General features: G+C 50.6%; 17 protein-coding genes and 1 riboswitch. Of the genes, 1 reads left to right on the top strand and 16 read right to left on the bottom strand.

Annotation, left to right across the window (positions count from 1 at the left end):
• Window positions 1–42: 42 nt before the first annotated feature.
• Both hflC and hflK read right to left on the bottom strand, forming a co-directional pair.
• Window positions 43–912, bottom strand: a complete 870-nt coding sequence (gene hflC, locus JET16_RS20780; protein WP_325176746.1) for a protease modulator HflC — start codon at window positions 910–912, stop codon at window positions 43–45.
• Window positions 909–1,904 carry an FtsH protease activity modulator HflK gene (gene hflK / locus JET16_RS20775; protein WP_199619953.1) on the bottom strand — a complete coding sequence of 332 codons (996 nt, stop codon included), beginning with the start codon at window positions 1,902–1,904 and terminating at the stop codon, window positions 909–911. The genes hflC and hflK overlap by 4 nt, the downstream gene beginning before the upstream one ends.
• 264 nt (window positions 1,905–2,168) lie before the next feature.
• Window positions 2,169–2,254: riboswitch (cyclic di-GMP riboswitch) on the top strand.
• 115 nt (window positions 2,255–2,369) lie between these two features.
• On the opposite strand from hflK, the gene JET16_RS20770 reads away from it, so the two are divergent.
• Entirely contained in the window at window positions 2,370–2,558 is a 189-nt protein-coding gene (locus tag JET16_RS20770; RefSeq protein ID WP_199619949.1) for a hypothetical protein, read from the top strand.
• On the opposite strand, the gene JET16_RS20765 is transcribed toward JET16_RS20770, so the two are convergent.
• The 14 genes from JET16_RS20765 to JET16_RS20700 all read right to left on the bottom strand — a co-directional run bounded on the left by JET16_RS20765 (window position 2,531) and on the right by JET16_RS20700 (window position 20,426).
• Window positions 2,531–4,123: a 7TM diverse intracellular signaling domain-containing protein gene (locus tag JET16_RS20765; protein ID WP_199619947.1), complete on the bottom strand. Its 1,593-nt coding sequence runs from the start codon at window positions 4,121–4,123 to the stop codon at window positions 2,531–2,533. The genes JET16_RS20770 and JET16_RS20765 overlap by 28 nt on opposite strands.
• Window positions 4,124–4,237: 114 nt before the next feature.
• Window positions 4,238–5,899, bottom strand: coding sequence for a putative bifunctional diguanylate cyclase/phosphodiesterase (locus JET16_RS20760; RefSeq protein WP_199619945.1), 1,662 nt, complete (start codon window positions 5,897–5,899; stop codon window positions 4,238–4,240).
• A gap of 69 nt (window positions 5,900–5,968) precedes the next feature.
• Entirely contained in the window at window positions 5,969–6,997 is a 1,029-nt protein-coding gene (locus JET16_RS20755) for a protein-glutamate methylesterase/protein-glutamine glutaminase (RefSeq protein ID WP_199619943.1), read from the bottom strand.
• A gap of 10 nt (window positions 6,998–7,007) precedes the next feature.
• Window positions 7,008–7,817, bottom strand: coding sequence for a CheR family methyltransferase (locus JET16_RS20750; protein WP_199619941.1), 810 nt, complete (start codon window positions 7,815–7,817; stop codon window positions 7,008–7,010).
• A 51-nt stretch (window positions 7,818–7,868) separates the two neighbouring features.
• The gene (locus tag JET16_RS20745) at window positions 7,869–9,584 is read right to left on the bottom strand and encodes a methyl-accepting chemotaxis protein (RefSeq protein WP_199619938.1); all 1,716 of its coding nucleotides are present in this window, start codon (window positions 9,582–9,584) and stop codon (window positions 7,869–7,871) included.
• Between the two features lie 24 nt (window positions 9,585–9,608).
• Window positions 9,609–10,097, bottom strand: a complete 489-nt coding sequence (locus JET16_RS20740; RefSeq protein WP_199619936.1) for a chemotaxis protein CheW — start codon at window positions 10,095–10,097, stop codon at window positions 9,609–9,611.
• Between the two features lie 17 nt (window positions 10,098–10,114).
• Entirely contained in the window at window positions 10,115–12,118 is a 2,004-nt protein-coding gene (locus JET16_RS20735) for a chemotaxis protein CheA (RefSeq protein WP_199619933.1), read from the bottom strand.
• A gap of 229 nt (window positions 12,119–12,347) precedes the next feature.
• Complete coding sequence (locus JET16_RS20730) at window positions 12,348–12,992, bottom strand: response regulator transcription factor (RefSeq protein WP_199619932.1); 645 nt, start codon at window positions 12,990–12,992, stop codon at window positions 12,348–12,350.
• 20 nt (window positions 12,993–13,012) lie between these two features.
• Window positions 13,013–15,031, bottom strand: coding sequence for a PAS domain-containing sensor histidine kinase (locus JET16_RS20725; RefSeq protein WP_199619931.1), 2,019 nt, complete (start codon window positions 15,029–15,031; stop codon window positions 13,013–13,015).
• Window positions 15,032–15,173: 142 nt separating this feature from the next.
• Complete coding sequence (locus JET16_RS20720) at window positions 15,174–15,956, bottom strand: enoyl-CoA hydratase-related protein (protein ID WP_199619930.1); 783 nt, start codon at window positions 15,954–15,956, stop codon at window positions 15,174–15,176.
• 20 nt (window positions 15,957–15,976) lie between these two features.
• Window positions 15,977–17,521, bottom strand: coding sequence for an acyl-CoA carboxylase subunit beta (locus tag JET16_RS20715; protein WP_199619929.1), 1,545 nt, complete (start codon window positions 17,519–17,521; stop codon window positions 15,977–15,979).
• A 36-nt stretch (window positions 17,522–17,557) separates the two neighbouring features.
• Window positions 17,558–18,697, bottom strand: coding sequence for an acyl-CoA dehydrogenase (locus JET16_RS20710; protein ID WP_199619928.1), 1,140 nt, complete (start codon window positions 18,695–18,697; stop codon window positions 17,558–17,560).
• Window positions 18,698–18,716: 19 nt separating this feature from the next.
• Window positions 18,717–19,058 carry an AtuA-related protein gene (locus JET16_RS20705; protein ID WP_199619927.1) on the bottom strand — a complete coding sequence of 114 codons (342 nt, stop codon included), beginning with the start codon at window positions 19,056–19,058 and terminating at the stop codon, window positions 18,717–18,719.
• Window positions 19,059–19,061: 3 nt separating this feature from the next.
• The gene (locus JET16_RS20700) at window positions 19,062–20,426 is read right to left on the bottom strand and encodes an acyclic terpene utilization AtuA family protein (protein WP_199619924.1); all 1,365 of its coding nucleotides are present in this window, start codon (window positions 20,424–20,426) and stop codon (window positions 19,062–19,064) included.
• Window positions 20,427–20,758 lie beyond the last annotated feature (332 nt).

Here is a 20,758-nt window from a genome sequence, read left to right as displayed (position 1 = left end):
CCGATGCAACGGACAAAATGTCCGCTGCATCGGCCACTGCGATTATTCTCCTAACAGAATACTTGTATAAGGCGAGTCGATCGGGAACATGATGACCGGTTCGCCGTGCAACGTTGTTTTGTAGCTTTCGAGCGTCCTGTACAACTCATAAAATTCCGGATCTTTCCCGTACGATTCGTTGTAAATGCGCGCAGCCTCACGCTCGCCCTCCGCAACGATCATCTTCGCTTTCGACTCCGCCTCGGCCATCAGTTCTTTGGCCGAACGGTCCGCCTTCGCGCGAACTTTCTTGCTCTCCTCGTCGCCCTCGGACAAATAGCGTGCCGCTATCGCTTGACGGTCGGATATCATTCTCTTGAACACGCTTTGTTTGTTGCTGTCCGGCAAATCCGTCCGCTTGATCCGGACATCGACAATTTCAATGCCGTAATTGTCCCGCATCAGCAAACCGGCCACTTCTTCCGTAATTTGTTCATTAAGATTACCGCGCTTCGGGTTTTCACTGATGATGTCCCCGTACTCGATTTCGGATAATTTCCTGCGAACCGTATTGTACACCGCCGCATCGATACGCTCCTCCCCGCTCTTCACCGTTTGCGCGGTACGAAGGAAGCTTTCAGGATCGGTTATTTTCCAAACCGCATAGTTATCGACTTGTATCGGTTTCTTATCCTTCGTCAATATCGGTGTCGGATTGCTGTCGTAAATCATTTGGTACTTCGGGAGGCTCGTAACGCTTTCCACAAAAGGTATTTTAAAAGACATGCCTGGCGTATCCTGAATTCGAACCGCTTCGCCGAATTTTAACACCACTTTGTATTCGCCCTCGCGAACAATAAATACCGAACCGAAGAGGAAGATCATGGCCGCGACCGCGATAACGCCGCCGATTAATTTCGTTTTCAAATTCACTGCGCCGCGCCTCCCTTCGGATCCTTCGACTGAGATTTAAACAGCTCGTTGACCGGCAAGTACTTCAGCGTTTCACCCGAACCGTCCGTAACCACAATGTTCGCCCCGGGGAGCACTTGTTCCAAAGTTTCTAAAATGAGCCGCTTCTTCGTCACTTCTTTGTTCTTTGCGTACTCTTCATAAACGGCGTTAAACTTTGCCACATCGCCTTTCGCATTTAAAACTCTCGCCTTTTTCTCGGACTCCGCTCTTTCGATCATTGCCTGCGCATCACCTCGCGCCTTCGGGATCAGATCGTTTTCGTATTTCGCCGCTTCGTTGATTTTCGTATTTTTCTCTTCACGGGCGTTGGTCACATCTTTAAATGCGTCTTGAACCTCCCCTTCCGGAGGTTCGATATCCTGAAACTTGATATCCACAATCTGTATCCCAGTCTCATATAATGACTGTATTTCAATCAACCGCTCTTTCACTTTCCCTTGTATCTCGGTTTTACCTTCCGTAATTGCATAATCCAACGGGGTCGACCCGATGATCGACCGGATCGAAGCGCTGGCGGAATTGCGCAGAAACTGTTCCGGTTCGTCAATGTTGTACAAATAATTTCGTACATTACTGATTCGCCACTCGACTACGGCATCCGCGGAAACGATATTTTCGTCCCCCGTGATCATAAGCGCTTCCTCGTCAACCGAAACGGTTTGCCCGTTCTCCTCCCGGTATCCTATGTGAATCCGCTGCGTTTTATTTGCCGGCACTTTCACGACTTGTTGTATTGGATAAGGCAGTTTAAAATGCAGCCCCGCCTCCGTCTCGCCGGTATATTTACCGAATGTAAGAATCGCCGCCTTCTCATGCTCTTGAACCGTATAAAACGTCGTGAAAGCTAACCCCAAAACAATCGCTCCAACCAGTCCGTACCCGATCCATTTGCCAAGTCCTTGCGGTAAAGGATTGGGCTCTCTTGATCGGCCGATATTTGCGTTCTCCATACTTCACCTCATTAAATAATAGTCATTTAGTAATACGTCGCGAGCAGTATCATAGTTCCGCAAAAAAACAGAACCGAACTCGGCAGCAATTTCCGCCAGGGTCGATCCTGTCGAGTTAACTGTGTAGTCGCTTGAAATCCGCCGATTGTTCGCCCATGGGAATATTTTTTAAAAAACTTAAAAACGTAATGAGAAAATTGTCCCATATGCTCGATTTTTGTCGGGACTAATGATATACTGATTTCACTGGGAAATCGCTCCCGGTCTCGATAACGGCAAAACTGATGAAAATCAGCGACGCAAAGCTACAGGGACTAAAGTGCCATTCACTATGTCAGCCAGCTGCCGAAAGTATGAGGAGATTTACAGTCAGCCTCCCTTTTGGCAATGAAGGGGAGGCTGTTTATGTTTCTTCCCTTCTTGATCATCAATTCATTTCTATCATCTATCTTGGAGGGATTGGCAATGAAAACACAGTATGAGACCCGCTCTGTATTGGACAACATCGTCGGGGAAGTGATTTCGCTGGAGTGGACCTCGGAGCTGCGGCAAAAATCGACTCAGGAATTGATCGATTTCATGGATTCCTTACATATTATTTCTGCATACATGCAGGAACAAAGCCATCAACTGACACGCAGTGAGCAGTCATAAACAGCAACAGAAACCCGAGGCGGCGCAGCGGCGCTCCCTCGGGTTTCTGTTTTAAGAAATGGCTGAAATGGGCGGCCCAAACCCAAGAACAACGATATCGTCGCGCTGAGGTTCATTGCCCATATACGTCTCCAATAATAGTAGCCGAGGAACGGCTCGAGCTTGGACAATTCGAACAAATCTTGAATCATTTTGTTTACGAATAGTACTTTTTGGTAAATCATACTGAACGTTTTCCGGTCATTCGACGGGATCAATCCGTCCAAGATCGCTTTCGCGTATCCTTGGATCGTCGTCATCGGCGTGCCGAGCTCATGCGAGATGTTCGCTATGAGCTGACGTCTCGAGTGCTCTGCCAGCTGCAATTTTTCATTCGCCGCAGCAAGCTCGCGGTTTATATGCTCCAGCTCCTCGGTTCGTTCCCTCACCTTCTGCTCCAGTCCTGCATTCGCCTGCTGCAATTCCGTCGACAAGTTTTCAATTTTGGCGAACGCTTTGGAAAACTTTAAAGCGACCAGCAAGGTTTGATTAAACACAACGAACAATAACCCGAACTGGGAGAGATAGACGGAGGAGATCAGGTGGTTGGAGTATAGAATATCGTTTATGGCGGCTGCAAAAACGACCAGCAGACCGACAGCGTTAATCCTCGCCCCTTCCCTGTCGCGAATGACCGCCAGGCCGAACGCGTATATCAAATAAGCGATGACGGCAACGACAAACAACTGATAATAGGGCGCCATAATGTGTGTATAAACGCGAGCAGGGAAAATTATGACGGAGGCTGTAAGCAATACTCCAGTCGAAACAATGGGAACAAGAACCTTGCGGTTCACTTCATTCGGGTAGAGCAGGTACGCATAAACCGATAGAAGCGGTACGCCGATAAACGGAGGCAAGTATTCGAGTTTGGCCGCGAACTCCCAATCGATTTCAGGGAAAAACCGGACTAGCAGCGTATTGCCTAATAAGATGTGGCGAAATGAAAACAGCACGCAGAACAAGCCAAGCACCAGGCTAAGCTTATCCTTCTTGCGCAAGGCGAACAGCGCAATTTGATATATTCCCAAAACGAAAAGCGCACTGAAAGCAAACAGGTCGATCGCAATGCTCCTCTCCCTGTGCAGCCCCATGTCCGCTTGGTTACCGAACTCAATGCTTGTCCATAGTCCGCCCTTTCGCTGTGCAAAATTGGCAACCTGCATCACCAATTCGATTCCGTCGCTGTCAGGTTGGAAAAAGATCACTCGGGAATACGTTTTCGGCTCCGACTGCTGCCGGTTCATTCCCACCGTTCCATTGGAGGCCGCCGGTTTGCCGTTGATCCATAGCCGGTAGGATGTCGCGACGCTGTGAATACCGGCGTGACCGGTCCTGATCGAATCGGGCTCCAGCAACCGCTGCCAATAAAATTCCCATTCCCCGTCGAGCCGGATGATTCCTTGGCTCTGAAAATCCCATTCGCTTGCATCCAACACTCCTTTGGAAGCCGCCGGTTGAAGTCCGCGCGCATACGCGCCGGAACAAAAGAAAACCAGCAAGAAGACCGCCGCAGAAACCAGCAAACAAGTTTTTTTTCGCCATATTTCCAAGCGCAATGATTTGGTGATTTATTCATGATAGCATGCGAGTGTAGCGGCATCGATAAAATCATAGCGGCTGTCCGATTGTCAAGTAAGTCACCTCAAATACTTCTTCTTAAATTCATCGCCGGCTATCGGATGACCCAAGTAATACCCTTGTACGGCATCGCACCCGAACGACAGCAGCATTTCCAGCTGCTCCGGCGTTTCGACCCCTTCGGCGACTATATTTAGACCTAGTTTGTGTCCGAGATCGATTATCGCTTGGACAAGCGTGGCGTTCTTTTCGTTGCCGCTCAAATCGTTAATAAACGATTTATCGATTTTCAGAGTGTTTAACGGAAATATCGAGAGGTAATTGAGCGACGAAAACCCTGTTCCGAAATCGTCCACCGAAACGGACACGCCGATTTCTTTCAGTTTATTCAACGCTTCCGCCGATTCTCTCGGATATAACATGACACTGCTTTCCGTCAGCTCCAGCTCCAGCCACTGCGGGTCGAGCCCCGTCTCGTGAAGAACCGCTGAAATAGTGCGGTCCAAATCTTTCTGTTGAAATTGTTTGCCCGATACGTTCACGCTCACGCAGAGCGGTTCGTATCCTTCCGTCTGCCAGCGCTTATTTTGGCCGCAAGCCGTTTGAAGCACCCATTCACCGATTTTCCCGATCAACCCGAGCTCCTCCGCCAATGGGATAAACTCCTGCGGCGAGACCCGTCCCAAATTCGGCGAATCCCAACGAATTAGCGCTTCCATTCCGTATACGGCCGAATCGCTCAATCGAAGCTTCGGCTGATAATACAAGACGAATTCCTTTCGCTCCAACGCACGCCGGAGATAACTCGGCAGCAGAAGCCTTCGCATGGCGGCGGCATTCATTTCTTTGTCATAGCTTAAAATTCTGTTTCTCCCATGTTCCTTCGCTTGAAACAGCGCCAATTCCGCATTCTTAAACAAGCTGCCCGAGTCATGCGAATCGTCGGGGTAATATGCGGCGCCGGCGCTCGCGGTGACGGACAATTCATGATGATGAATTCGGACCGGTTCGACGATGCCGTCTAACACGATTCGGACTTTCGGCATAAACTCCTGCTTGATCATAGATTTGAACAAGAGCGCGAACTGGTTTCCGCTCATTCTGGCGACGAGCACCGATTCATCGGAGCTGCTCCGAATTCTTTGGGCGACCGTTTTCATCACTTCGTCTCCATAATGATGCCCGAGCGAGTCGTTAATTACCTTGAAATGATCCAGATCGATCAGCACGAGCAGCAATTTTCGTTCCGGATTATGCTTCGCTTTGTTCACTTCAATCGACAACCGGTATTGGAAATAAGAGCGGTTCGGAAGAGAAGTGAGTTCGTCATAGCAGCCTGCCATAAACACTTGCTGCTCCAATTCTTTCTTCCTGGATATGTCCACTACCCAAACCAACCAGCGGGAAACGCCGGGATCGGCGTCATCCATAAGGCAAATCGTGCAGTCCGTCCAAATCCAATCGCCGGATTTGGCTTTGATTTTCATTTCGCCCGTCCACTTTCCGTTGTCGATGAGATTTTGACGAATTTCGAGCAGCAATGCCGATGTCATTTTTTGATAAATAACGAAAGCGTACTGCCGGCCTATGACTTCGTTTCGTTCATATCCGAGCATTGCCAACAAGCTCGCGCTGATGTTTTGAATCCGACCGTCAGCGCCGATCACAAGCAAACTCCATTCCTGATCAATAATTCTAGCAACCGAATCGTCAGTAAGCATATTACGCCATACCCCACATTCGTGAATCCGTCTTATTTTACATCGTGTTCTGTCTGTTTTGGTATGATATCAGCTCCATATTAAGTGTTTAACGGCAGACGGAATTTGCTGCAGCGTCAGCTGCTTCTCCACCGCTCCGATTTCGTATGCGACTTTAGGCATACCGTACACAACTGACGACGATTCGTCTTGACCGATCGTCCTGGCTCCGCGCTTTCTCATATTCAACAAGCCATGCGCGCCGTCGCTGCCCATTCCCGTCAACAGCACGCCGATCGAGCGGCTTCCGCCGCATTGAGCGACCGAATCGAACAATACGTCGACGGAGGGACAGTGTCCGCTTACTTTCGGACCTTCAAAGCATTCAACGTGGAACTTGGCCCCGCTTTTGACGACCTTCATCTGCATATTCCCGGGCGCAACAAGCACCTTGCCCTGAACGACCGCATCCCCGGTCACCGCTTCCTTCACCTCAAAAGCCGTAATCTTGTTCAACCGGTCTGCGTATGACTTTGTAAACCCGGGAGGCATGTGCTGAACTACGACGATACCCGGACTTTGCGGGGGCAATTGTTTAATAACGGATAAGATCGCTTCCGTCCCTCCCGTCGAGGCGCCGATCGCGATCACTTGGATGTGGGTTTGCGCCGGTTGCGGCTGTTCTTTCGAATGGCCGTGCTGGGACTGCGGCGCTGAATGCGGAGATATGCGCGCCCGCGCGGCAACTCGAATCTTACTTTGGAGCTCGCGCATGAACGTCGGAACGTCTACACCGTTTCTTGCGTTCGGTTTCGCGATAAAGTCTACGGCACCGCACTCCAGCGCTTCAAACACGTGCTCTGCGGTAGAGCTCATTACGATTACGGGGACAGGGTACTGGGGAAGAAGCTTCTTCAAGAACACGATCCCGTTCATCCGGGGCATCTCCACATCGAGCACGAGGACTTCCGGTTCCGTTTCAATGATTCGGTCTCGCGCCTCGTAAGGGTCCGAAGCCGCTGCGACGACTTCGATCAACGGATGGTTCTCCATCGCTTGAACGACCGCATGGCGAAATACGGCGGAATCGTCCACCACGAGCACTTTCCATTTCCGCACGGGAAACACCTCACTTTCGATACACGGCGGGCATGACGTACCGGAAAGACGTCTCTTCGCGCTGAAGCGATTCCGAATGTCCTATGAACAAATAACCGCCGGGCAATAAGCTGTTATAAAAGCGCCGCAACAAATCCGCCCTGACATGCTCGTCGAAATAAATCATTACATTGCGGCAAAAGATCACGTGAAACGGTTGGCGAAACGGAAACGGATGTATCAAGTTCAAAGGGCGATACAATACCTCCTGCTTGATGTGCTGCTTGACGGCCGTTCTTTCCCCGTCATAAGCTTGAAAATGTTTCGATCTCCACCGTTCGGGAAGCTGCAGCACGTCCTCGTTCTTGTAAACTCCCAGCTTTGCCTCTTCGATCACGCGCGGAGAGATGTCGGTTGCGAGCACTTTCGTGTCCCAAGCGAATTTATTCGCGCCAAAATAGTCATCAAGAATCATAGCGATCGTATAGGGCTCTTGTCCGTAGGAGCAGCCGGCGCTCCATATCCTTAAATCTTTTGATGACACCGACTTTTCCAAGTAAGGGAGCACATGGTGCTGTAAATATGCGAAATGATCGCGCTCTCTCATAAAGTAGGTGTGGTTCGTCGTAAGCTTTTCCGTGAGTTCCTTCATTGCGGCTCCAGTCGAATCGTTCGTCAGGAACACATAATACTGGTCGAACGTCTCAAGCTTCCTCTTTTCTAACGTCTGCTGCAGTCTGCTTTGAACGAGCGACTTTTTTCTCGGCCCGAGATGTATGCCTGTATGCTTCTCTATAAACGCCGACAACTGACGGTACTCTTGGTCCGAAATAGTGAACATCGCATGCACCTCGCATTGAAGGATAGGAGAGCCTTGCGGCTCTCCGTCCCGTTATTCATATTTGCCGAAGCCGTTATCGTCCAGTTGGATTTTTACTTTGCCGCCTGTTGCAGCAGCCGCTTCGGCACGCGCAACAATCGGAGCGATCGAAGCCCGTATCGGCCGGCTTTGCTCGGAGAACGAATCGGCGGACCGTAATGCCGTCTCTTTCAAGCGCTTCAACCGGAATCTGGCAACCATCTCTTTAAGCTGATCGGATTGAGCCGACAGCTGCTCGCTCGCCGCCGCGCACTCTTCCGATGTGGCCGAGTTTGCTTGAATGACATCCGAAACTTGAGAAATGCCTTGATTCGCTTGCGTTATGCCTACCGCTTGCTCGTTGGAAGCGCTGGCGATTGTGCCTACCAGTGAAGCCGCATGATTGACGCCGTCCACTATTTTATTCAGCGCGGCGGCCGTTTCGTGAGCTATCTTCGTTCCGGCTTCGACTTTCTTTATCGAACCTTCGATCAGAACCGTCGTTTCTTTGGCCGCATTGGCGCTTCTCGCCGCCAAATTACGCACTTCTTCCGCAACGACCGCGAAGCCTTTGCCGTGCTGGCCGGCTCTTGCCGCTTCCACCGCCGCATTCAGCGCCAAAATGTTCGTTTGGAATGCGATTTCGTCAATCACCTTAATAATCTTCGAAATATTGCCGGATGCTTCGTTAATATCCTCCATAGCCGTCAACATCTCTTTCATCTGGCTGTTTCCTTGCTCCGCATCCGTACTGGCTGTCTTAGCCAACTGATTCGCTTGATCCGCGCTGACAGCGTTCTGCTTCGTTTGCGCCGCAATCTGTTCCATTGAAGAAGTAAGCTGCTGAATGGATGAAGCTTGTTCCGTAGAGCCTTGGGAGAGCGTTTGGCTTGCCTCGGACACTTGGCGGGAACCGGAAGCGACCTGTTCCGCCGCATTATTGATGTTATGCAGCACCTCGTTCATACTCTCGGTCATTGCGGTGAACGCTTGCGCGAGAACTCCGATCTCGTCCTTCGACTTTATGTCGATAGTCACGTTCATGTCGCCGTCCGCAATTTTACGGGAAGCTTGAACAAGCGTATCGATCGGCTTGCTGATAATGCGGGCGATATACATTCCCAGGGCGATAGCGATAAGCATTCCGGCGGCGGCCAAGCTGATCATGACGATAACCGCTCGATTTGCAACCGCCGTATTTTCGTCCGCCGCTACCTTACCCGAACGGGCGTTCATCTGCATCAGTTCCAAGCCCGCATCGTTAATCGCCGATGTTACTTCCGATGATTCGTCGTAAAGAACCCGCGTTGCTTCCTCCATTTTGTCGGCAAGTCCCAATGCGACGATTCGGTCGATCAGCGGAAGAAACTCATTGTGATACGAGTTGATCATCGAATCGAACTTGGCCCGTTCTTCATCGCTGTTGATCCCTTTTTCATATTCCGCAAGGAGTGGTTCCATTTCCTGCTGAAGCTCTTTGATCCGTTCGGCCCGCTTCGCCTGATATTCATGGTCGTCTACAAGAAAAACAACGTCCCGGCTCGCGATCCTGATGCTGTTGAACCCTTCCAGCCATAAGCCCATCTCCGTGATCGGATTCGTATAATTTTTGCTGAGCGATTGGCTCCTCTCGTCGATTTCGGATATGGCGGTAAAGCCCATCACGCCTATTACTCCGGCAATACATGCGATAAAGACGAAAGACGTAATCAATTTCGTGCCGATTTTCATGTTTTTGAACCATGCCATGGCGATCCACCTCTAGTCATTGGATTATATATTTTTGAGCTGCTGCAATTCTTCGTCGCGTATCAGCTTCGAGCAGTCAAGCAGCAGTTTTACGCGCTGGTTTACTTTCCCAATTCCCCGAATATAACGCTGGTTCGTCTGGTTCATCTGGGGAGGATCGACGATATCGTTGTCCGGAATGTTCAACACCTCCGATACGCTGTCCACGATGAGGCCTATGGATATATCCTCGAAATGGATGACGATGATGCACGTTCTGTCGTTGTAATTCCGAGGTTCCTTCTGAAACCGCAGACGAACGTCCATTACGGGGATTATCGTTCCGCGGAGATTGATAATGCCTTTCATGTAAACGGGCACTTCCGGAACGATCGTGATCGGCTGCATGTTTATGATTTCCGTCACGTATTTGATCTCAATGCCGTAATCCTCTTGATCGAGCGAGAACGTAAGGAATTTGCCTTTTTGCGTATCTTCCTCAAACTCGGTTCTGTCTTCCATCATGTTGGACATACAAGACGTCTCCTTTCTCAATCGGTTTTCATTAATAAATCGGATATATCCAAGATAAGACTGATGCTTCCGTCTCCCAGCAGCGTACATCCGGAGATGCCTCCGATTTTCTTCAGAACGGGAGGCAGCGATTTTACGACGACCTGCTGCTTTCCTAACAATTCGTCGGCAAAAATGCACACGGCCAGCTCCTCATACTCCACCATGAGCACAATGCCCTTCTCCAAATCCGTGACCCTCGTTTGAAGCCGGTACCGTTCGTACATGCGGACTATTTTGTAACACGTTCCCCGGATCAAGATCATCTCGTTGCCTTCCGGATCGCGGATCACCTCATCTTTCGAAACCCGGAACGACTCCCGGATCGAAACGGTCGGAACCGTGAAACGGGAATCGCCGACTTTAACCGTCATCCCGTCGATAATCGCAAGAGTTAACGGTATTTTGACAATGGTCGTCGTGCCTCTGCCCGGGCTGCTTTCAACGTGGACCGTGCCTCCCAGCGCTTGAATGTTCCGGTTGACGACATCCATCCCGACGCCCCGGCCGGAAAATTCAGTAACCGCTTCTTTGGTCGAGAAGCCGGGCAAGAATATCATGGAGTAAATTTCCCGGTCGGTGTAGTCGGTCTCGGACTTTAACAACAGGCCCGCCGCCTTTGCTTTTTGCAAAATTTTATCTTTATCCAATCCCCGGCCGTCATCCCGAATCGTAATCCATACTTCGCCGCCGGCGTTTTTCGCTTCCAACCAGACTGTTCCGGTTCCCGGCTTTCCAGCCGATCTCCGCTCGTCTGCGGTTTCGATGCCGTGATCAATGCAATTGCGGATCATGTGCATGAGCGGATCGGACAGCTGCTCGATAATGCTCTTGTCGACTTCCGTCTCTTGTCCGGCGATATTGAGCTGTACTTCTTTGTCCAGCTTTTTGGACATGTCCCGCACAATCCGGTTCATCTTCTGGAACGTTGCCGATAAGGGGACCATCCGGATGGTCATGACGACATCTTGGAGCTCGCCTGTGATCTTTCGCAATTGCCTGGCCGCTTTGGTGAACCGCTCCAATTGAATTCCTTTCAACTCGGGGTGCTCGGTAACCATCGCTTCGGAGATGACGAGCTCGCCTACCAAATCCATCAGCTTGTCCATCTTCTCCACATTCACGCTAATAAAATGATTCTGTTTAGTCGTGCCCGGGGATGAGTTGGTTTCCGCAATCGACAGATCCCGTTCTTCTATGTCCGCCGTCTCCGCCTGCTGTTCTTGCTCGACCAAACCTACTTGACTGATGAAGCTCGTTCCTGAGAAAAAGTCCAACAGCTCGTTATAGCCCTGCTCGGAGGAGAACCGGATCGTGAACCCGTTCGCCTTGATAAATTCCGTACTGCTTTCGTGATTCACGATGATGTCTTCCGGCACATACGAATGAATCTCGGCAATTTCCTTTAAATTATGGATGACCGAGTAACAGCGGATATTTTCCATCCCGCAGTCTTCCATAAATTTCAGCCTCGCCTCAAATCCGTTCGATCCGCATGACCGTGCGCTTTCAACAGGCACATTCAAACAAATTTGATGCCGCTCAGCCGGCTCGGGAGCGTCATCTTGGACATCTTGCTTCAGACGGGAGATGAAAGATTTAATGTCTTGAATCAGCTCTTCAAAATTGCCTTTCGCGGCTTCTCTCCGGTCAATTTTTTGAAGCTCGCTTTTCATCGAATCCGATACGCTAAGAACGAGATCGACAAGCTGCGTGTGATCGACGCCGGTTGATGCATTATCCCGCAGGTAATGGAATAAATCCTCCGTGTAATGAGCCAAGTCCGATATCTGGTTGTACATCATTACGGCTGCCGAGCCTTTGATCGTATGCATGATTCGAAATATGAGGTTGATCTGATCCGCAGCCAAATGACCCGAACGTTCGATGTCGAGTACGGTTTGTTCCAGCTGTTCGATAAGCTGGAACGATTCATAAAGAAACATCTCAAACATCGGCTCCCGCTTGATGCTCTCCGTCATGTAAGCGCTCACCTCTCTTTCAAAAAAATGCCCCAAGACTTTTATCCTATTCCAATAGTCCTTATATATAAAATCATAATTGATTTCTACTCATCTGTAACCGCAATCTCGTTTCGGAATCGCGCAATATTTTTGCGGGGTATTGCAGGAATTTGTTGAATGAATCAAAAAAAAAAAAATAGCCCGCATCAAATGCAGGCAGTAAATAAGGATTGAAACTATTGGCCTACTATCCGACCAAAAGACCGAGCTGTCTGGACTTCATGACAGCCTCAACTCGTGAACGGACTCCGAGTTTTTGGAACAATTGCGTTAAGCAGTATTCAAGCGACCGTTGGCTGACGAAAAGCTCTTCGGCGATTTCTCGATTGCTTTTCCCCTTCGCGACCTCAAACAAGATGGCCTTATCTTTGTCGCTCAGCATAACAGTGCCGGAACTCCTCTCGGTTACCGCCTGAGGCGAAGGACTCACTCTCCTCAACTCCTGGAGCAGAGGCAGCGGAATAATCGCTTCTTTGCGCGCAGCGCACCGAACGGCGTTGAGCAGCTGTTCCTCGGTTAACGTCTTGGAGATGAATCCGGTTACCCCCGCCTCAATCAGCATGTTGAAATGCGGAGCGATGTCGTATCCCGTATATATTATTATTATGGAATCCGGTAACAAACCCAGCACTTTCCGCGTAAGCTCGATTCCGCTCATTTCCGGCATGTTCAAATCAAACAGCATAATATCGAATGACTGTGCGACGGCCAATTCGATCGCTTCCTTCCCCGAACAGCAAAGCGTAACGATGTTGTCATGGTCCTTCTCCAGCATGATCTTAGTGCCTTCCATAACGGAAGGGTGGTCGTCAACAAGCAATATCTTTTTCATAGTTGCAACGCTCCTTGTTGTCAGTTTGATAAACTTGATGCTACCGGCAAGGAAATGAATACGGACAATCCGGAATACGGGGAAGACTCCATACGGATGTCCCCCTCCAAGCTCCGAACCCTTTCCTTTATGCCATAGATGCCCATCCCTCTCGATTCCGCTGTAAGCTGCGGCAAGTCAAACCCGATACCGTTATCGCGATAAAACAAACACACTTGACCGCATTCGGATAAAAGCTGAATATCCACCCTGCTGGCTTGCGCATGTTTGGCGGCGTTCGCCAACAGTTCTTGGTTAATACGGTAAATGCACATTAACAAATCGTCCTGCAGGCTGTGTTCTTGGAATTGTTCCGAATTGAAAACGATCGCAAAATCCGACCGCAGCTGAGTGTCTTCATACAGCTTGGCAAGCGCGGCCACAATTCCCATTTCTTTAAGAAAGGGGGGACGCAATTCATAACAAATCAACCGGATTTGATAAATAACGTCAAGAAGCCCTTCCGCAATCCTCTGCAGCTCCTCGCGATGCTCACGCAATCCCGGGTTTAAGGCGATAGAATCCAGCTTGCGGTACCAGATTATTTGTTCCTGCAGCGCCGTATCGTGCAAATCCGAGGCAAGACGTTTCCGCTCGTCCTCCGTCATATTAAAGAAGAGGCGCAGCAACCATGGCGGAGCGGTCGCATTAGACGTGCGGTGCAGCAGCTCGGCGCTTAGGTCCTCAATGACTCGAAAGTTATCATACAGAACGCTTACGTACCGGGCGATGGTCTTCAGCCATACCCGATAAGGTTCCAACTGGAGCAGATCATCCCTTCCGGAGATGCACAGGAACACGTTCTCCCCTTTGATTCTCCCGATAAATATCAGATGTCCGAAATTATTCTCGATTATTGTTTCGAAGGACTGCCCGTATTCGAACTGTTCGATGAAATGGCCGGCATACTCCGTGTCGAAATCCCCTTCGCTATAGCCGGATCCGCTTTTTACGACAACACTTACATGAGTGGTATCCAGCACCCTCCTCACTTCGTGCACGAGTCTGTTCCTTATTTCGGTAATGCTGAGTACACCGAACAAGTCCCTGGAGAAGGAATCAAGGCTCGATTGCAGCTGATAATAGCATTCTTTGCTTTCACGAAGACGCGCCTCGCTTTCTTTAAGCGCCGATTCCGCACGTTTGCGCGCGGTTACCTCGTTGAAGACAAAGTGAAACGTCTGCGATTGCGGATCGTATACGCCCGAAGTTTCCATATAGCCGATGCTTCCGTCCCATAGAAGGAAGGGGAGTTCCGCAAGCGGCAAGTAACCGTTGAGATCGATAAATCGAATCCATTCTTCAATTTCTTTCCAATGTTCGGGGCTGAAGAAATCGAATACCGTTATCCCTCTTAAATCCTCGGGCCCATTCGCTCGCAGTACGTTGAGTCCGGCCGGATTAATGTAAAACTCCCCGTCTTTAAACATGCCTATCGGTTGGGGGGACAATTCGACGAGCCGCCGGTAACGATCCTCGCTCTCCTTCAACGCCGTTTCGGCTCTTTTCTTCTCGGTACAATCGCGGCAAACCAACACGACGGCCGCCACCTCGCCGTTCGTATCTAACACAGTGGAGCCGTACGCCTCCACGTAAATGCGTCTGCCGTCCTCATGCATGACACGAAATTGAATTTTGCCGGCGGACTTTGCGGCGATCATTTCCGCAATGGCGGTCTTGACCCGTTTGCGGTCGACTTTGCAAACAATATCAAAGAAGCTAACGCCTTCCTGCTCCTTCGTCAATCCCAACAGCTTGTCCTTTACGTTCAAAATATTCCCCGACGGGTCCAACTCCGCGACAACATCGAACGTGCTGTGGATCAACGAACTGTATCGATACTCCAGGTGCTTTAATTGGTTCGATATTCGGACATGTCTGTTTATTAAATAGTATGTAAGTAATGCGGATGCGAATGTAAAGAACAATATGACAGCGATATCGAATTCCAAATGGTGCGAATGTCTCATAACGTCGATCCAATTTATAATCCCATCCAAGATGTCCCCTTAAACGGTAATTTGTCAGTTCTACCATCCGTATTCGACAAAATCCGCCAGTAACCTCGTTTGATTGACCCTCATTACGCGCGCGCAAAAAACAACCTGAACCTTTCGATTCAGGTATTTGTACCTATATAATTTATTCTCCGGTAAAACGAGGAGCGCGTTTTTCACGGAACGCTTTGAGCGCCTCCAGCCGGTCTTTTGTCGATATAATCGCTTCATAAGCTTCGGCTTCGATCTCCAATCCCGTTTGCAGATCAGTGTTCATTCCTCTGTCGATCGCTAATTTTGCTTGGTAAACAGCCAACGGAGCATTGGTGGCAATATCAACGGCCAATGCTTCGCACAGCTCCTGCAGCTGCTGCCGGTCCCCGGCAACACCGTTCAAGACTCCTAAAGCTAACGCCCGTTCCGCACTGATTTTCCGTCCGGTCAAAATCAGCTCCTTCGCTTTCGACGGTCCGATGAGACGCGGCAATCGTTGTGTCCCTCCCGCGCCGGGAATTATGCCCAAACCAACCTCCGTAAGTCCCAATTTCGCCTCGCGCACCGCATAACGGAAGTCGCACGACAATGCAAGCTCCAGCCCTCCTCCGAGCGCGTAGCCGTTGATCGCCGCAATCGTGGGCTGTGGGAGCCGTTCAATGGCGGTAAACACCTCCTTGGTTTTGTTTACGTTGCGGAGCACCTGCCGCTCTTTGAGCAATGCCCGCTCCTTTAAATCCGCGCCTGCGCAGAATGCCCTCCCTTCGCCTCCCACAATCACCGCACGAATATCGCCGCGATACTGCTCCATGTTCCCAATTATTTCGCCGAGAGCGGCAAGCATGTCGTAATTAAGCGCATTCATAACGTCAGGGCGATTGAGGCGGATGTATCCGATATGCCCATGCTTCTCCCAAAGTACCGGCTTCCTCATCGTTTCACCCCGCTTGTCATTCATACCGGATATACCGGATGCTTTCGCTGTGAGTTTGCAACGCTTTTCGACGAATACGCCTCAAAGCGTTTAATTAATTCGGAGCGCAATGAATTGGCGGGAACAATACCGTCGATCACCATATTTGAAGCAAGACGGTACAGATCTATATCTTTACTGTACTCCTCGCGTTTGCTTGAAATGAAATTTGCCCTTTGCGCCGCCGGCAGCTCGGCAATTTTATTCGAATATACCGCATTTACCGCCGCTTCCGGTCCCATCACGGCAATTTGCGCCGTAGGCAAAGCCAGGCAGCAATCGGGCTCGAACGCAGGTCCGGCCATCGCGTAAAGACCGGCTCCATACGCTTTGCGGACGATAACGGATACTTTCGTCACCGTCGCTTCCGACACCGCTGAAATCATCTTCGCCCCATGACGAATAATTCCGGCCTGTTCGACGCTCGTTCCGACCATAAAGCCGGGAACGTCGGCCAAAAACAGAAGCGGAATGTGAAAGGCGTCGCACAAGCTGATAAACTTCGCGGCTTTATCGGCAGAATCAATAAATAAGATTCCTCCCTTCACCCGCGGTTGATTGGCGACGACTCCTACCGGCATGCCCGCCAACCGCGCCAATCCGGTAATGAGTTCTTTGGCGAATAGCTTCTTTATTTCGAAGAACGAATCTTTGTCAATAATACGTTCAATCAGATCGTACATATCGAAAGGAGCATATTGATTGTCCGGGATAATTTCTTCCGGCGTTTTTTCGAAATCCTCAGGCGGTTTTGGTTCCCGTACGGGAGGCTTTTCACTGAAATTGGCTGGAAAGTAGGCGAGATACTCCCTCGCCAGAGCAATCGCTTCTTCTTCATTGTCCGCCAGCACGTCTCCGCACCCGGACACGGAGCAGTGCATCCTTGCGCCGCCCAATTGCTCCAACGTCGCTTTCTCGCCCGTTACGATTTCCACGATTCGCGGGGATCCGAGATACATCGAGGCATTTCCGTCGACCATAATGACGATGTCGCAAAACGCGGGAATATAGGCTCCTCCCGCCGCGGAAGGACCGAACAATATGCAAACCTGCGGGATTTTCCCCGACAGCTTCACCTGATTGTAAAAGATTCTCCCCGCACCGCGCCGTCCCGGATACATCTCAGCCTGATCGGTAATCCGCGCTCCAGCCGAATCTACCAGATAAATGAGCGGAACCCGCATTTTATCGGCGGATTCCTGCATGCGAATCATTTTCTCCACTGTCCGCGCTCCCCACGATCCCGCTTTCACCGTGGAGTCGTTCGCAATGACGCATACCGGCTTTCCGTGTATTTTTCCTATGGCCGTTATTACCCCGTCGGCAGGCAAGTCTCGTTCCATGCAGTTGGCGAATAACGCATCCTCAAGCTCGAAACCGGGATCGAATAACAGCTTCAACCGGTCGCGGACAAACAGCTTTCCCTGCTCCGCATTTTTTTCATGATATTTGGGGGAGCCTCCCTTCTTGATCCGTTCGATCCGCTCATGCAAAATGCCCTCCCCCGATTCGAATTCATTGGACATATGCCCGCACCTCCCCTTTTTCATACCGGGCGGCGATTAACATCCGATTTGACCGGCAATCACAATCCGCTGTATCTCCGACGTGCCTTCTCCTATTTCCAAAAGCTTCGCGTCACGCAAGCAGCGTTCCACCTCATACTCTTTCATATATCCGTAGCCGCCGTGAATTTGAACGGCCTGGTCGCAAACTTTCATACACATCTCGGAAGCGAACAGCTTGGCCATGGCGGCTTCCTTCTTAAACTTTCTGCCTTGATCTTTGAGCCATGCCGCTTTATATACCATATTGCGCGCCAACTCGATATTCGTCGCCATATCCGCAAGCTTGAATTGTATCGCCTGGAATGTTGATATCGCTCTTCCGAATTGCTTTCTTTGCTTCGCATACCGGAGCGATTTCTCGAATGCGCCTTGGGCGATGCCGACGGCCATCGCACCGATACCGATTCTTCCTCCGTCAAGGACGGCAAGAAACTGTTTATAGCCGTTGCCTTCGACGCCCAACAAATTTTCACCGGGTACGGACACTTGATCGAGCACTAGCTCCGTTGTATTTGATGCATGAAGTCCCATTTTTTCATAATTGTTAAATACGGTAAAACCGGGCGCATCCGTGGGCACGATAAAGGAGCTAATTCCGCTTGTTCCCTTGGATCGGTCCGTGACCGCGGTCAGAACGACATTCCGGGCGTAACTCGCATTGGTTATAAAACATTTGGTCCCCGAAATCACCCATTGATCCCCACTGCGGACGGCGGTTGTCCGGGTTCCGCCCGCATCGGATCCGGCATCCGGCTCGGTCAAACCGAAAGCGCCCAAATATTGACCTTCGCACAACGGTGATAAGTATGCCGCCTTTTGCTCGTCTGTCCCAAATAATTGAAGGGGAGCACCCCCTAAAGAAATGTGAGCGGAGTACGTGATGCCGGTAGATGCGCACACCCGGCTCAACTCTTCGACGACAATCGCGAAGCTTATCGTATCCGCCCCGCCGCCCCCGTATTGTTCGGGGAAAGGAAGCCCCATAAGCCCGAGCTTTGCCAGCTTCACGAATATGTCCTCGGGAAAGGCGCCCGTCCGGTCTCTTTCAACCGCACCCGGTGCAACCTCCGACTCCGCAAAATCGCGAATCAAGTCTCTGATCATCGTTTGTTCCGCGGTTAAATCGAAATCCATTCGCCCACGACCTCTCTGCTTATGACTTGGAGAGACTCCCGTTGTCATCGACCTCGATTTCCATACGCAATAAATTGGACGCATAACACTTCCCGAGATTATCCATTCTCATCGTTGCAGAACCCCCGCCACCCAATGCATTCTTGCAGACAAAATTCATTGCGTGTACGTTCGGGACTACATAACGCGTTACTTCTCCATCCACCAACCCTTCAAAATGCCTCCGCACTTTCTCGGCCGTGACTTCTCTCAAGAGCACCTCAAACGCGGCCCGATCGGAAGCGAACACCGCGATGTTCACCGTGTTCCCCTTGTCGCCGGAGCGCGCTTGGGCCACGTGCCGAAGCTGAATTCGCGCCATGAGCTACACCTCCAGAACGCTGACCTGAACTTCGCTCTCAACGATTTGCCGCGGAACGAGACACGACCACATGCCAAGCAGCTCGCGCGGCTTCATGATCCCCAGGAATCCGCTCATCGCGGGGGGGCCGCTGAGCATAAGCGGAGGAACGAGTCTGCCGAGCTTTTCCGCTTCTTCCCGCCTGCCGGAGCGCATGGCAATGCGCAAGTACACTTCGTTGGGCTCTTCCGCCGGCGGTTTCGCGAGCGGTCCGTGCAAAGAGTTGTAACCGAGGTAGTCGGTACGGATTTCGTCAAACTGTAAGCCTGCCCGCTGTATTTGCTTGCGTATAATGCCGTCTGCGGCTTTTGCCTTCTCCAAAGCGTCAGGCCATGAATAGCCCCAGATCGCCTGCCCGAGCCACCCGTCCGCATACCCCATGACGACTTTCAGCCGATCGGGCCGCTTACTTCCGGAGGCGCCTGTTACGCGTACCCGGTTCTGGCCGGCATCGCGTAATTGAACTTCGGTCAAATCTAGCACCACATCCGGAGTGACATAAGCGGACGGGTCATGAATCTCATAAAGCAGCTGCTCCTTTACCGTATCTACTGAAACGAGTCCGCCCGTTCCTTCCGTCTTAGTAATGATAAACTCTCCGTCTTCTTGAACTTCCGCCACCGGGAAGCCGATGCTGTCCAAATTTTCGACGGATTGCCAGCTGCCGCTGAAATTGCCTCCTGTAGACTGCCCTGAGCATTCCATTAGATGACCCATAAGTATGCCTTGAGCCAGTCTGTTCCAGTTCTCCGCTCCCCAACCGAATTCGTGAACGAGCGGAGCAAGGAACAGAGCCGAATCGGTCGTTCGTCCCGTTATGACGACGTCGGCTCCGTGTTGAAGCGCTTCCACAACAGGTCCTGCACCTAAATAGGCATTCGCAAAAACGAGCCGCTCCATAACGGATTCAATACTTCTTCCGTCCTCTAAGTGATCAAGCGGAATTCCTTGCCTCTTCCATTCGGATAGCCGGTCTGCAACGTCATCTCCCGTTACCACCGCCAGTTTAAGCCCTTGAATGCCGAGATCCGCTGCGGCTCTCCGTACCTCCCGAAGCGCTCCAAGCGGATTCATTCCCCCGGCATTCGTCAAAATCTTTATTCCCTTTTCTTTTACATAAGGGAGCAGTTCCCGCATTGTCCGGGTGATGTCCCCGGCGTAACCTTTTTCCGGATCTTTCTGTCGGTCTTTTTGCAAAATGGCGAGCGTCAACTCGGCAAGGGCATCGAAACACATATATTGGACGTCCCCTCTTTTCGCCGTTTCGATTGCCGGCCATATCGAGTCGCCGTAAAAGCCTTGCCCTGCCCCGATCCGTATCTTTCTCATGTCATCCTCCTTTCGAAGTCTGACCTTACATTTTGAGTAACTTCATAACCATTGTATGGCGCAAGGATAGTCCGTTATTAAAGGTTAAAAAGAAAAAGCAGCCTTCCGGCTGCCGGCCATGCCATATCGTATTCTTGCCGCAATTGAACTAATGTGTCACTGTTGTACCTGCGTTATGACAATAATATGTTCATATTTTGTCTCTTCACTGCTCATTTTCCCTGTTTTATTTAATGACTATTTTAATTATGGTAGCCGATTGTTCATAAGGTGTGGTCCAAACAACAGTTTACGGTCCGGCCCCTTAATTTTGGAGTGTTATAGTGAATTGC

The sequence above is a fragment of the Paenibacillus alkalitolerans genome (assembly GCF_016482785.1).
Lineage (GTDB): Bacteria > Bacillota > Bacilli > Paenibacillales > YIM-B00363 > Paenibacillus_AE > Paenibacillus_AE alkalitolerans.
This window is presented reverse-complemented; position numbering and strand designations above follow the sequence as displayed.